This window comes from Sporosarcina aquimarina, from assembly GCF_033253705.1.
GTDB classification, from domain to species: domain Bacteria; phylum Bacillota; class Bacilli; order Bacillales_A; family Planococcaceae; genus Sporosarcina; species Sporosarcina aquimarina.
Genome location: NZ_JAUBDH010000002.1, coordinates 199,220 through 212,864 on the forward strand (window position 1 = coordinate 199,220; position 13,645 = coordinate 212,864).

Genomic DNA, 13,645 nt, shown 5'->3' on the forward strand with positions numbered 1-13,645 from the left:
TCACCTCATTCTGCTTTTTTCCGCGACCGGAGAAAATGTTTTTTCAAATCGTACAACGGTTCCTTGTCCGATTTCAGATTCAACAGAGACCCTATCCGCAAAACTCTCCATTATAGTAAAACCCATTCCGGATCTTTCTAACAGAGGTTTGGTTGTAAACATAGGTTCCATTGCCTGGTTAACATCGAAAATTCCATTTCCTTCGTCTTTGACCGTCATAGTCACTTTGCTGTCTTCAATTTTGGCATGAATGGTTACTTCACTTTTACCATCACAGTCATAGCCATGAATAATAGCATTTGTCACAGCTTCAGAAACAATAGTTTTGAATTCAGATAGTTCTTCAATCGTCGGATCTAAAGGTGTAATGAAACACGTCATCGTCATTCTGGCTAATGCTTCGTTTTCTTCAATTGCGACAAATGACAATGTCATCTCATTGTTCATGTAAAACCCCTCCGATTTCACCTATAGCTTTTTCTACGCTACAATGTCTCACCACAGTCCCCAGCCCCGAAAACTGAAAAATCTTCTCCATTGTTGCAGAAGGATTCAGTATGAGTGTTTCACCATTTTGAGGAACCAGATCGCGCATTCTCCCTAAAATCAAACCAATTCCTGAACTGTCCATAAAACTAAGGAACGAGAGGTCCCAAATAACTGCATGTACTTTTCCACTAAAGATTTCCGATGAAATTTGTGTTCTTATACGATTTGCTTCGTGATTACCTAATTCACCACGTAATGTAACAACAATGATTCCAGTATCTGTTATCGCTATATCTGTCACCGTTAATCCCTCCTTCTCGCCAACTATTCCACATAGAGAATAAGGATTCCTTCTTCGTGACAAAACTAGTCATAACTAGTGTTAACGTTTCAAGAAACGACATCAGAACTTGCGGTTAGTCTGCACGGATATCACAAGAATTAGACAAGAATTTTTGAAAAATAAAAAAAGCATCATTCATTCGACTCATGAATGATGCTTTATTAAGAGGTAGTTAATCAATCCAGTATTTTATGAATAAGTTTTGGTCTTTTCGGTTTGTGCTGAGATATGTGAATATGTTTCAATAACATACTTTCCGTCTTTACTATTTCTGGTTGATTGGAATGCACAATCGCAAGTGTTTCGCCAGATTTCACGGAATCTCCAATCTTCTTCTTCAAAACGATTCCAACCGCCAGGTCAATATCATCTTCTTTAGTCGCTCTGCCCGCACCAAGAAGCATTGCAGCAACGCCGATTTCATCTGCTTCCATTTTAGTGATGAAACCCGTTGTTGTTGACTTCACTTCTATTTGAAAGGCAGCGTTTGGCAGTAGATCAGGATTCTTCACAATGTCAGCATTTCCACCCTGTGCTTGAAGAAATTGACCAAACAACTCTAATGCGGAGCCGTCTTCAATTACTCTTTTTAACTGACTTCTTGCATCATTTGTATCTTTAGCTTTCCCGCCAGCGATTAACATCTTACTACCAAGAACCAAGCACAGTTCTGTCAGATCATCAGGACCTGTCCCCTTTAGCGTTTCGATGGCTTCTTTCACTTCAAGTGCATTACCAATCGCAAACCCAAGCGGCTGACTCATGTCGGAAATTACCGCAATGGTATGCCTGCCTACCTCGTTGCCAATTGCAACCATTGACCGGGCAAGCTCTTCTGCATCCTCTGGTGTTTTCATGAATGCTCCGTCACCTGTTTTTACATCTAAAACGATGGCATCCGCTCCAGCGGCAATTTTCTTACTCATAATAGAACTCGCAATCAGTGGAATGCTGTCAACTGTTGCAGTTACGTCCCGTAACGCATACAACTTTTTGTCTGCCGGTGTAAGGTTTCCACTTTGGCCGATTACAGCTAGTTTTAGGTCGTTAACTTGCTTTACAAATTCTTTTTCAGTTATTTCGACGTGAAAACCTTCGATCGCTTCCAGCTTATCCAGTGTTCCCCCCGTATGTCCTAGACCTCTGCCGCTCATTTTCGCAACAGGCACACCGCAAGCTGCAACTAAGGGCGCAAGAATCAACGTAGTGGTATCACCTACACCGCCTGTAGAATGTTTGTCTACTTTAATACCTTCTATTGCGGATAAATCGATTTGGTCACCAGAGTTCGCCATCGCCATTGTTAAATAACCTTGTTCTTCTGCATTCATATCTGAAAAATATGTCGCCATTAAAAACGCGCTGGCTTGGTAATCGCGAATGGATCCGTCTGTATAACCATCTACGAAGAATTCAATTTCTTCTTTCGATAACGCTTCACCATCTCGTTTCTTCTGAATAACATCTACCATTCTCATTTGAATCACCGTACCTTTTCAAGTAATGATTGAAGGAAACTTTCTCCGAACTCAGGTGCTTCAGCATTGAAGTTCTCCGCAATTGTTGCACCAATATCTGCAAATGTTTTTCTTAACGGCAGTGTCCCGCCACTCGTGAAACTTGGAGAAAAAACGAGCAAAGGAACAAACTCACGAGTATGGTCCGTCCCTTCATGAATTGGATCATTCCCGTGATCTGCTGTAATCATAAGCAAATCATCATTACGTAACTTACTCATGATTTCAGGCATACGAGCGTCAAACTCTTCTAAAGCCTTACCGTATCCTTCTGGATCACGACGGTGTCCAAAAAGCGCATCGAAGTCGACTAGATTTGTAAAACTTAACCCTTCAAAATCTAAATCCATCTCAATCAGTAATTTGTCGACACCATCCATGTTACTTTTCGTACGGACAGCCTTTGTTACACCTTCATTGTTAAAGATATCCGAGATTTTGCCTACCGCTACAACATCTTTGTCAATATCTTGTATTGCATTCATGACTGTTGGCGAAAACGGTTTAAGTGCATAATCGTGACGATTTGATGTGCGAACAAAACTGCCTGGTTCACCAATGAATGGACGGGCAATAATTCGGCCAACCAGGAATTCGGGTTGAAGTGTAAGCTCTCGGGCAATTTCACATATACGGTATTGCTCTTCAATGGGAATAATATCTTCGTGAGCCGCAATTTGAAGAACGGGATCTGCAGATGTATAAACGATCAAAGCACCTGTCTCCATGTGCTCCTTCCCGTATTCTTCAATTACCGCCGTCCCGCTTGCTGGCTCATTACAAATCACTTTACGGCCTGTTCGTTTTTCTAATTCATTAATCAGTTCTTCAGGGAAACCGTTTGGATAGACTTTAAACGGCTTATCGATATTAAGACCCATCATTTCCCAATGTCCCGTCATCGTGTCCTTACCTACGGATGCTTCCTGCATTTTCCCATAAAGTGCTATAGGTGCTTGTTCTTCAGGGATACCTTTTATCTTTTTAATATTGGATAGACCCATACGGGCTAAGTTCGGCATGTGAAGTCCATTGTCCATATGCTCTCCAATGTGACCGAGTGTGTCTGCTCCTTCATCACCAAAAAGATGAGCGTCAGGTGCTTCTCCTATACCAACAGAATCTAAAACGATTAAATGTATTCTTTTAAATGTTTGAATGTCCAATTGTAGTGCCTCCTAAAGTTTAGTTATGCTCTCGGATGAAATTGACTGTAAACATCTTTCAACCGTGTTTTGCTAACGTGCGTATAAATTTGAGTAGTCGAAATGTCTGCGTGACCGAGCATTTCTTGCACGGCGCGTAAATCAGCTCCATTTTCAACCAAGTGTGTCGCAAAAGAATGTCGCAGCATATGTGGTGTCAATTGTAGAGTCAGCTCTGCTTTTTTTGATACAGCTTGTAATAGACTCCATATACTTTGACGAGTTAAACGGCCCCCCCTAACATTTAAAAAGAGAGCTTTTTCGTGTAATGAAGAAGAAACAAACTCGGGACGGACCTCTTCAATATATCTTGTACACGCTTTCACAGCACTATTCCCTAAAGGAATAATTCGTTCTTTACTTCCCTTGCCGAAAACTCGAACGAAGCCCATCGTTAAGTTAATGTCCTCAACATTCATTCCTATTAGCTCACTTACCCTCATTCCGGTTCCATATAACAGTTCAAGCATTGCAGTATCACGAATATGCTGAGGCGTTACAGTACCGGCTGCCTGAATCACTTTGTCTATTTCTGAAATCGAAAGTACCCGTGGTAATTTCTTCTCAAGTTTAGGAAGTTCTAAGTGAACGGTCGGATCAGTATCTAAAATCTTGTCTCTCAACATAAACTGATGGAAAGAACGGATGGATGAGATATATCGTGAGATAGTCCTGGATGACTTGCCTTGGTCTTTTAACTCATGTAAGTAACTTGTAATTAGTTGCTGATCCACTGCTTTCTCTTCCGAAGAGTGAGTAGACAGCCAATTAGTATAGGATGATAAGTCCCGTTTATAAGAAGAGATTGTATTATCTGCAAGCTGCCGTTCGACTTTTAAAAAATGCAAGTAATCTTGCAAAGCGAATTGCATATCCGACATGTGTAGCGGCTGTCTAATGGACCAATCTCCAATAGACACCTTCCCTCCTTTACTGCATACGGCATTGTACTTTTAACACCGGCTGGGTAACCTTAGAAAATAGTAAAATGCTAAAAGAGGACAGCATGCTGCCGTCCTCTTTCACTTCCCTTTTGTATCTCCCTCAGATTTGCATCGTTTGCAAATTCCATGGAAGGTGAGCCAATGATCTTTGACTGTAAATCCAAATCGTTTTTCTACGACTTTTTCTACCTCACCGAGAAGATCCTCTTGAATTTCATCGACCGCTCCGCATTCAATACAAATTAAATGATGATGGAACCTTGCAGCTCCTTCTTGACGTAAATCATATCGAGCAACGCCATCTCCAAAATTAATTTTGTTTACGACTTTCAATTCAGTTAACAATTCTAGTGTTCTATAAACTGTAGCCAGACCAATTTCTGGGGCTTTTTCTTTTACAAGCAAGAATACGTCTTCTGCGCTTAAATGATCTGCTTCGTTTTCTAACAACACCATAACTGTAGCTTCTCGTTGAGGCGTCAATTTATAGCTGGCCCCATGCAGTTGCTTTTTTATGCGTTCAATTCGGCTTTCCATAGGACGCCCCCCTCAAGAATGATTCTATTATAGCAAACCGCCATTCGTTATGACAATAGAAAGGAAACCGTCTTATAGCGCGCTTAAACTCCCAACAAACTATATACGATTTTATCAACAAAGAAAATGGCGAGCGCTAAACCTACCAGAACTATCAATAGCTTCACATTGTACGGACGTTTTTGCGATTTTCGCGTGAAAAAAGGTGGTGATAGTGTCCAACAAAAGAATAATACGATAAATGTTGCCGTGAGCTTAAATGGAAACCACCAACCTGTATAAGCTAACATATTTATGCCGCCTGCAAGAATATGGGCTGATGCTAATCCAAATAATGCACTTTTAAATGCACCAACCAACATAACTAGAAATCTTGTTCTCTTCGATATTGAAAAAACAAAAGCAACAAGAAAAAACGAAAGTACCGTTGTCAGTTGCAAAAGCAATGAAGCTGAGTCATTCGATGTGACACGACTATCATAAAGCCCCACTATCGCGCTGAAATCCGCGTTCGGAATACCTCGGTAGAGCAATACACCACCTATGTAACCCACTGCTAAAATGATGAAAAGCTGGATAAATGATAATGAACGAACCATAGAGAAGCACCTCCGAATAGTTTGTACTACTCTATGCTTGTCCGTTGTAATTTAGTTCATTTTATAGTTAGTTGTTTTACATAAAGTACAGCAAAAGCTGTTTTCGCATCATAAATACGACCATCGTTCATCATTTCTTCTGCTTCTGAAATTGTGCATTCATGAAGATTTATAAATTCATCCTCATCGCCTGCAGCTGGATTTTCTACTTTTTCCAACGACTTTGCAAGATAGAGATGAATCACTTCATCCGCAAATCCCGGCGAAGTAGAAAAAGACTGTATGTATGTAAATTCGTTCGCTCGGTATCCTGTTTCTTCCTCAAGTTCTCGAATTGCTGTTTGTTTTGGATCTTCATTTGGTTCAATTTTGCCAGCTGGAATTTCAACAATGGTTCGTTCCAGTGCTTTTCTAAATTGCTCGACCAATACAAGCTTCCCTTCGTCTGTAATTGCAATGACTGCAACTGCACCAGGATGTTTGACAAGCTCACGTTTTGCCAGCTTCCCGTCTGGTAATTGAACTTCATCCACCCGAAGCTCAATAATCTTGCCGCAGTAAAGCGTTTCACTTGTTACAGTTTTCTCATTAAAGTTCTCCATCGCCATCTCCTGCTTTCTTTCTTGTTTAGTCCAGTATACCATGAGGTTAATGGAGGTGTTTGGATGAAGAAACGAGAATTAGGAAAAAGCGGTATCCAAGTCTCTGAGCTTGGCCTTGGCTGCATGTCGCTGCCTGCTGAACGAAATGAAGTTGATAATGTCGTATCTGCTGCACTTGATGCCGGAATAACGTTTTTTGATACAGCTGACTTATATGATGGCGGCGCAAATGAAGCACTTGTAGGTCATGCAATCCGAAACAGAAGAGAAGAAATCATTCTTGCGACAAAAGTTGGAAACAAAATGAACCCCGACGGTAATACTTGGCATTGGGATGCTTCAAAAGAACACATCATGGACGGTGTCAAAGCAAGTCTTAAGCGTCTAGAAACTGATTATATTGACTTGTACCAGCTGCATGGCGGGACAATGGAGGACAACGCGGATGAAGTGATTGAAGCGTTTGAAAGACTCAAAGATGAAGGCATCATAAGACAATATGGTATCTCATCGATTAGACCGAATGTCATTAAACGCTTTCTACAAAAAAGCAATGCAGTTTCAATCATGATGCAATATAATATGCTCGATCGCCGTCCCGAAGAATGGTTTACCAAGATTTCCGAGCACAACGCATCGGTAATAGTTCGCGGTACGCTCGCTAAAGGACTCTTAACCGCAGAAGGACTGGAACGAGCAAAGAACACTCAATCCTTCGTATCCTACAATCAAAGCGAACTCTATAAAATTGTAGAAAATCTAATGTCTAATACATCGCAACTTCATGCTGCAGCTATTCACTTCTGTCTTCAGAACCAGTCTGTCGCAACAACTTTGGTCGGTGCTAGGACAAACCAACAACTAACTGACTCCATACAAGCTTATAATATGTCTATTGGTCAAGAAGAATTACATGCTCTTACTCAATTTCTAAAACTGGACCAATACGAGCAGCATCGTGTGTAAAGGCAGTTTTCACCAAAAATAAAAGAGAGAGTGGGGCTCCCCACCTCTCTTTTTATGCTTCTTGTTCAGTTAACACGACAGCCTTCTTACTTTTTCTTTTTGGCAGCATGTTGAACATGATATTTAGAGAAATTGCTGTTATACTACCTGCTACAATTCCATTACTTGTTAAAAGCTGTAACCCTTCAGGAAGTTTCGCAAATAGCTCAGGAACTACTGAAACCCCTAGCCCTATCCCGACGGAACACGCAATGATCATCGCATTGTCTTGTGAAGTGACAACAACCGTGCTGAGCATTTTAATTCCCTGCGAAACTACCATACCAAACATAGCGACCATTGCTCCGCCCAGCACTGCATTCGGAATCACCGTGGCGATAGCAGCAACCTTTGGCATAAAACCAAGCCCTATTAACATACCTGCCGTAATTACTAATACTTTTCTCGATTTCACTCCAGACATTTGGATAAGTCCGACGTTTTGTGAAAATGTTGTATAAGGGAAAGCGTTGAAAATACCGCCAAGTACGGATGCAAGCCCTTCAGAGCGATACCCTTTCTCCAAATCTTTGTGATCGATTTCTTTCTCGCAAATGTCACCAAGTGCAAAATACACACCCGTCGACTCTACTAACGAAACCATAGCAACGATCGTCATTGTCAAAATAGGCTGCCAATGGAAAGTAGGTGTTGCAATGAAAAATGGCTGGGCCACATGGAATAATGAAGCTTCCCCAACTGAAGAGAAATCAACAACTCCCATAAACATCGCTGCAATTGTTCCAGCACCCATTCCTAAAAGAATTGCAATAGCTTTTAGGAATCCTGTAGAAAATCTATACACAAGCACGATGAATGCCAGTGTACCAAATGATAATAAAATATTCGATAAAGACCCGAAGTCAGCAGAACCTTGTCCTCCACCCATATTCGTAATTGCTACAGGAATAAGAGTGATTCCAATAATTGTTACTACCGATCCTGTTACTACAGGCGGGAAAAACCGAACTAGCTTACCGAAGAATCCACTAATGATGACTATAATGACTCCTGAAGCAATTACTGACCCATAAATTGCGGACAAGCCAAATGAGCTTCCGATTGCAATCATCGGCCCTACAGCTGTGAACGTACAACCAAGCACAACAGGGAGTCCAATTCCGAAATATTTATTCGTCATTATTTGTAAGAGAGTTGCCACACCACACATTAATATATCTACTGACACGAGATATGTGAGTTGTGTGGATGTAAGTCCGATTGCTCCGCCGACAATTAGCGGAACGAGTACTGCGCCGGCATACATGGCTAACAAATGTTGGATTCCTAGCAGTGTCGTTTTCATCGTTCGACAGCCTCCTTGAAGGCGATTTGCTGGTTATCTAAAGACTCAATAATTGCTAGTGATTCTACCCGAAGACCTTTTTCTCTTAACATTGCACCGCCTGGCTGGAAACCTTTTTCAATTACAATGCCTACTCCAGCAGTTGATGCACCTGCCTGCTCTGCTATTTCTAACAAACCAAGAACTGCCTGTCCATTTGCCAGAAAATCATCAATAATTAATAATGTATCATTAGAAGAAAGATGGGCTTCAGAAACAGAAATCTCATTTGACTCCTGTTTTGTATAGGAGTAAACAGATGCGCTGTATAAATTGCTGTTTTGTGTCAATGACTTCCGCTTCCGCGCAAATACTACAGGTACTTTTAGTTGAAGAGCCGCCATAACAGAAGGAGCAATTCCTGAAGATTCAAGCGTCAAAATTTTTGTAATCCCCGCATCTGCAAACAACTCAGCGAATTCATTTCCAACAGCTTGCATAAGTGCCGCATCGATTTGATGATTCAAAAACGAATCGACTTTCAACACGTTCCCCGGTAAAACATTTCCTTCTTCCATAATCTTATCTTTTAACAATTTCATTACAATTCCTCCTCAATGATATGGCGGAAATACAAAAAAGCCGTATAATCCGCGCATCCAATCATATCTATGAAGGGAGCAAAGATCATCACGGCTTAACAATCACCAGATGTAAAACGAGCAGTGGTCTGTCTTCACACGACAGAGCACCACAAGTCCATTGCCCTCATAGTCAGTTTGTTTACGGCAAACCGGTAGATACTTGCGGGCCATATTCCCGCTATTATATGAGTGAATATATTCGATTTTGACTTTAGTATAGCACGGTTATCGGAGAAAACAAGTGCTAGTTCTTTAATCTAAAAATGTAAGCGGATTCTTCTACAAAGGCTCGATCGCTTGAGCTAATGCATAAGGAGCCAAATCGATTTCCGTTTTCTCCTCCATACAAAGCTGCGCTAGCAACTTCCCTAAATAAGGACCTGCCGTCAGTCCAGATGCTCCCAAGCCATTAGCAACTACAATAGAAGGAGCGCCGGGCAAAGCACCGATAACTGGTAGAAAACCTGGAGTGAATGGCCTGACACCAGTTCTGATTTCAATTAGTTCCGCATTTCTCAACCCTTCAGCAACATGTAACGCTTTTGTTATAACCTCTTGAACTCCACCGACCGTTACTGAGAGTTGAAATACATCCTCGTCTTCATGAGTTGCACCTGCGATAACTCTTCCATCATTAAGTGAAAGTAAGTATTGGTCACCTGGAGGAATTACTACTGGCCAGTCTGCACTTCTCTTGTCATGTGGATCCATGTGTATAATTTGTGCCTTTTGACCTCTTATATTAAGTTTAATTCCTAAGGATTCTAATTGCGAAGACCATGCTCCTGTTGCAAAAATGATTTTGTCAGCAGTGTAATGCTGGTCTTTGCATGTGACCATTATATCATCGTTTTCATTCTTAGAAATTCCAGCATAGCCCTCGACGAAAACTGCTCCATAGTGCTTAGCAGAGCGTATTAAAGCTGACTGAAGCTGTCTACCGTCTACGCGTGCAGCTCCTGATATGTATATGGATTGAAATCCATCGGTAATCAGAGGATAATACTGCTTAGTTTGTTCTTCATCTAATAGTTGAATTTCACCGATTTCAGGTGCGTGTTCTTTTCGTATATGTGCACGTTCGTAGGCTTTTTCAAGTTTTTTTTGATCATTAAACAAACTAATAGCTCCCACTTTACGATAACCAGTATCTGTCTCGCCTAACTCACTTAGTTCCGATATAAGTGTTCCATAATGTTTTGCTCCATTACGTACGAGCTGATACCAGTCCTGATTTCTGCGTTGTGAAAGCCAAGGACATATAATACCTGCAGCAGCTTTCGTAGCGCTTCCTTCTTCATTGCTGTCGATAACAGTAACAGAAGCACCGCGTTTAGCTAATTCATAAGCTGCTGATGCACCTAGAATACCGGCACCAACAATTACGACTTGTGCCATGTAATTACCTCCATTCTGTTATCTCAGTGTACATCCGTCATCAGAATCTTTCAAACCACGGGTAATGAAACCGGTTTCAAATCTGTAATAGAAATAAAATACAAACAATTCTTTCATTTCCGAAATAATGGCGTATAATTGCTGTATTCGATATATTAAATTCAATAAACTTTTAACTGAAAAGGGGAAAAGAGCCATGACGACATCCAAGATTGAAATTAACCTTACTAATTCCCGTAAAGAAAAACCAAATGAAGAAAACCTTGTTTTCGGAAGACATTTCACAGACCATATGTTTGTCGCAGATTACGTTAAAGGAATGGGTTGGCAAAATGCTCGTATTACGCCTTATGCTCCCATCTCGCTAGACCCAGCATCGATTGTCTTTCATTATGGTCAGACTGTTTTCGAAGGATTGAAAGCTTATCGCAGTAAAGACCAGTCAATACGGTTATTCCGGCCAGAAGAAAACTTCAGACGGCTTAATCAATCGTTAGATAGACTTTGTATGCCTCAGATAGATGAGGCTAACGCGCTTGAAGGGCTGTTGGAATTGCTAAAAGTGGAAGAAGAATGGATTCCAAAACTTGAAGGTAACTCACTTTACATTCGACCATTTGTAATTGCGACAGAAGCATTTTTAGGAGTTGCCCCTGCGACTACGTATCAATTTTACATTATTCTATCACCCGTTGGTTCTTATTATGAAGAAGGGATTCATCCCGTAAAAATATTAGTCGAGAACGAATTTGTTCGTGCTGTAAAAGGTGGTACTGGCGGTGCAAAAACCGCTGGGAACTATGCTTCCGCATTAAAAGCACAAGAAACTGCCAGCTCTCAAGGTTATTCACAAGTAATGTGGCTTGATGGGGTCGAACGAAAGTACGTCGAGGAAGTAGGCAGCATGAATATCTTCTTTAAAATTGACGGTGAGGTCGTTACTCCCGCCATCAACGGCAGTATTTTAGAGGGAATTACTCGTAAGTCCATAATTGAGTTACTTGCTCATTGGGGTACACCGGTTACGGAACGGAAAGTTTCAATGGATGAACTAGCTGAAGCTCACAATTCAGGTAAGCTCGAGGAAGTATTTGGTACAGGGACTGCAGCAGTTATCTCACCTGTTGGTGAATTAAATTGGAATGGTAAAACCATGAGAATCAACGATGGTATTACGGGTGCGTTATCTAAAAAGTTGTATGATGCGCTTACTAAAATTCAAACAGGTGAAAACGAAGATTCACTCAACTGGATAACTTCTCTTTCTCCAACTTATGAGGAAATCAAGTAACCAAAAGACCCGACACATCATGTGTCGGGTCTTTTGGTTATACTTTAATGTGCATCGGGGAATATTCGTTTCATGGCGTCTCCGATTTCATCGAACAATCCTTCCACCGGTTCACCGCTTCTTACTTTGTCGCTGTATTCATCAATTTGTTTCGTGTAGTCAGGATTTGTGGATACATATACTTTGGCTGTATCCGTTCCTGCTTCTTTAGCTTTGTCTGCAATTTTATCTTCTAACTCTTTCGAAGTACTGGTTCCCTCTTTAAGCGTAGCTCCTACATACGCCCGATCACCCATTTTAAGGACATTTGCATGGTCCACTTCCTCTAAGCTTGCTACAGCATCTGCCATTTCTTCTGCATTTTCCACTGTGTTATCTTCTGTAGCATTGTCATCTGCGTTCTCATCTGAGGCATCGTCTGTCCCATCCATATCAGTTGTCGTATCATTTTTGTCCTCAACAACGCCTGCATCATTCGTTTGATCAGTAGTCACGTCTTTATCCTTTTTTCCGCAAGCAGCAAGTGAAAGCATTAAAAGACATGCAGCTAATACCATCCATATTTTTTTCATTGTCTCTCCTCCATATCTGTTTATAAACAGTATGGACATAACCATGTAAAATATATTCTCTTTTTAAAGTTTTATTTTCACTATGTCTGTTGTATGTCTATTCAACTCGTCTATATCAACTTCGAAACCAATACCAATCGAAGTTGGTACGGGGATTACTCCCTTTTCGACAATCACTTCAGGAAAAATAATATCTCGTTCCCAATAAGAACTGGACCCTGCTGTATCACCAGGCAAAGAGAAATTCGGAAGAGAAGTTAAGGCAATGTTGTGCGCTCTTCCAACTCCCGCTTCTAACATGCCTCCGCACCAGACAGGGATTCCGGATTCTTGACAAATATCATGTATTCGTTTCGCTTCTGTTAGGCCGCCAACGCGACCAATTTTAATGTTTATAATTCTACAGCTGCCTAGTTCAATAGCTTTTCGTGCATCTTCAGCTGAAAGAATACTTTCATCTAAGCAAATCGGTGTCTTGAGCTCTTTTTGGAGTTTTGCGTGATCGACAATATCATCTGAAGCTAACGGCTGTTCAATCATCATTAAATTAAATTGATCTAATCTCTTTAGCAAATCCATATCTTCCAGCGTATAGGCGGAATTAGCGTCCACCATAAGGGGTACGTTTGGAAATCGTGTACGGATTTGTTTTAGCAGTTCTGTATCATTTCCTGGTTTAATTTTCACTTTTATTCTTTTAAATCCGGTTAGTAAACTTTGTTCAACCCGTTTCGCAAGTATATCAAAATCTTTCTGAAGTCCGATGCTGATTCCAACGTCAATCTCGGATTTGGCTCCGCCCAATGCTTTAGTAAGCGATAGGTTATTCCTTTTTGCCCAACAGTCCCAAACAGCACATTCAATCGCTGCTTTCGCCATATTGTTTTTCCGGATTGTTTTAAAAATCTTATTTACCTCATCAGGATGTTGAATTGTTTTTCCCTTCAACATCGGTATAAGAAAGTCTTGAAGGATATGGAGAGAGGTTTTTACAGTTTCTTCTGTATACCAAGGTATTTCAAATGCTACACCTTCCCCCCAGCCGTGATTTCCTAACTCGTCCACTACTTCAATAACAAGAAATTTACGATTTTGCATTGTACCGAAACTTGTTGTGAACGGCTGTTTCATGGTCATCTCAAGCTTACGAATGAGTACTTCACTGATTTTCACGTGATCCTTCTCCTGTCTAATCGAGAAAACCGCACGTGAAT

At 40.9% G+C, this 13,645-nt stretch carries 15 protein-coding genes and 1 riboswitch; of the genes, 2 read left to right on the forward strand and 13 right to left on the reverse strand.

What is annotated here, in order from left to right; genetic code table 11:
- The 8 genes from spoIIAB to QT716_RS03640 all read right to left on the reverse strand — a co-directional run bounded on the left by spoIIAB (nt 1) and on the right by QT716_RS03640 (nt 6,236).
- Nucleotides 1–447, reverse strand: a complete 447-nt coding sequence (gene spoIIAB / locus QT716_RS03605) for an anti-sigma F factor (protein ID WP_317934523.1) — start codon at nt 445–447, stop codon at nt 1–3.
- Nucleotides 437–790 carry an anti-sigma factor antagonist gene (locus QT716_RS03610; RefSeq protein WP_317934525.1) on the reverse strand — a complete coding sequence of 118 codons (354 nt, stop codon included), beginning with the start codon at nt 788–790 and terminating at the stop codon, nt 437–439. Before QT716_RS03610 ends, spoIIAB begins: the two co-directional genes overlap by 11 nt.
- Nucleotides 791–1,008: 218 nt before the next feature.
- Nucleotides 1,009–2,310: a pyrimidine-nucleoside phosphorylase gene (locus QT716_RS03615; protein WP_317934527.1), complete on the reverse strand. Its 1,302-nt coding sequence runs from the start codon at nt 2,308–2,310 to the stop codon at nt 1,009–1,011.
- 5 nt (nt 2,311–2,315) lie between these two features.
- Entirely contained in the window at nt 2,316–3,515 is a 1,200-nt protein-coding gene (gene deoB, locus QT716_RS03620; RefSeq protein WP_317934528.1) for a phosphopentomutase, read from the reverse strand.
- Between the two features lie 23 nt (nt 3,516–3,538).
- Entirely contained in the window at nt 3,539–4,435 is an 897-nt protein-coding gene (gene xerD / locus QT716_RS03625) for a site-specific tyrosine recombinase XerD (protein WP_317934947.1), read from the reverse strand.
- 141 nt (nt 4,436–4,576) lie between these two features.
- On the reverse strand, nt 4,577–5,035 hold the full coding sequence (gene fur / locus QT716_RS03630; RefSeq protein ID WP_317934529.1) for a ferric iron uptake transcriptional regulator: 459 nt from the start codon (nt 5,033–5,035) through the stop codon (nt 4,577–4,579).
- Nucleotides 5,036–5,118: 83 nt separating this feature from the next.
- Entirely contained in the window at nt 5,119–5,634 is a 516-nt protein-coding gene (locus QT716_RS03635) for a hypothetical protein (protein ID WP_317934530.1), read from the reverse strand.
- 56 nt (nt 5,635–5,690) lie between these two features.
- On the reverse strand, nt 5,691–6,236 hold the full coding sequence (locus tag QT716_RS03640) for an NUDIX hydrolase (protein WP_317934532.1): 546 nt from the start codon (nt 6,234–6,236) through the stop codon (nt 5,691–5,693).
- Between the two features lie 63 nt (nt 6,237–6,299).
- On the opposite strand from QT716_RS03640, the gene QT716_RS03645 reads away from it, so the two are divergent.
- Entirely contained in the window at nt 6,300–7,202 is a 903-nt protein-coding gene (locus QT716_RS03645; RefSeq protein WP_317934533.1) for an aldo/keto reductase, read from the forward strand.
- Nucleotides 7,203–7,254: 52 nt separating this feature from the next.
- Here the strand turns inward: QT716_RS03645 and QT716_RS03650 are convergent, their stop codons facing one another.
- The 3 genes from QT716_RS03650 to QT716_RS03660 form a co-directional block, all read right to left on the reverse strand.
- Nucleotides 7,255–8,547, reverse strand: a complete 1,293-nt coding sequence (locus tag QT716_RS03650) for a nucleobase:cation symporter-2 family protein (protein WP_317934535.1) — start codon at nt 8,545–8,547, stop codon at nt 7,255–7,257.
- Nucleotides 8,544–9,128 carry a xanthine phosphoribosyltransferase gene (locus QT716_RS03655; RefSeq protein ID WP_317934537.1) on the reverse strand — a complete coding sequence of 195 codons (585 nt, stop codon included), beginning with the start codon at nt 9,126–9,128 and terminating at the stop codon, nt 8,544–8,546. The genes QT716_RS03650 and QT716_RS03655 overlap by 4 nt, the downstream gene beginning before the upstream one ends.
- Nucleotides 9,129–9,277: 149 nt before the next feature.
- A riboswitch (purine riboswitch) is annotated at nt 9,278–9,379 on the reverse strand.
- Between the two features lie 70 nt (nt 9,380–9,449).
- Nucleotides 9,450–10,568: an NAD(P)/FAD-dependent oxidoreductase gene (locus tag QT716_RS03660; protein WP_317934539.1), complete on the reverse strand. Its 1,119-nt coding sequence runs from the start codon at nt 10,566–10,568 to the stop codon at nt 9,450–9,452.
- A 196-nt stretch (nt 10,569–10,764) separates the two neighbouring features.
- Here QT716_RS03660 and QT716_RS03665 point away from each other — a divergent pair, with 196 nt between their 5' ends.
- The gene (locus tag QT716_RS03665) at nt 10,765–11,859 is read left to right on the forward strand and encodes a branched-chain amino acid aminotransferase (RefSeq protein ID WP_317934540.1); all 1,095 of its coding nucleotides are present in this window, start codon (nt 10,765–10,767) and stop codon (nt 11,857–11,859) included.
- A gap of 44 nt (nt 11,860–11,903) precedes the next feature.
- Here QT716_RS03665 and QT716_RS03670 read toward each other — a convergent pair whose 3' ends face one another.
- Both QT716_RS03670 and menC read right to left on the reverse strand, forming a co-directional pair.
- A complete protein-coding gene (locus QT716_RS03670; protein WP_317934542.1) occupies nt 11,904–12,431 on the reverse strand; it encodes a YhcN/YlaJ family sporulation lipoprotein in 528 nt (175 codons plus the stop codon).
- A gap of 63 nt (nt 12,432–12,494) precedes the next feature.
- Complete coding sequence (gene menC, locus QT716_RS03675; RefSeq protein ID WP_317934543.1) at nt 12,495–13,604, reverse strand: o-succinylbenzoate synthase; 1,110 nt, start codon at nt 13,602–13,604, stop codon at nt 12,495–12,497.
- Nucleotides 13,605–13,645: the final 41 nt, after the last annotated feature.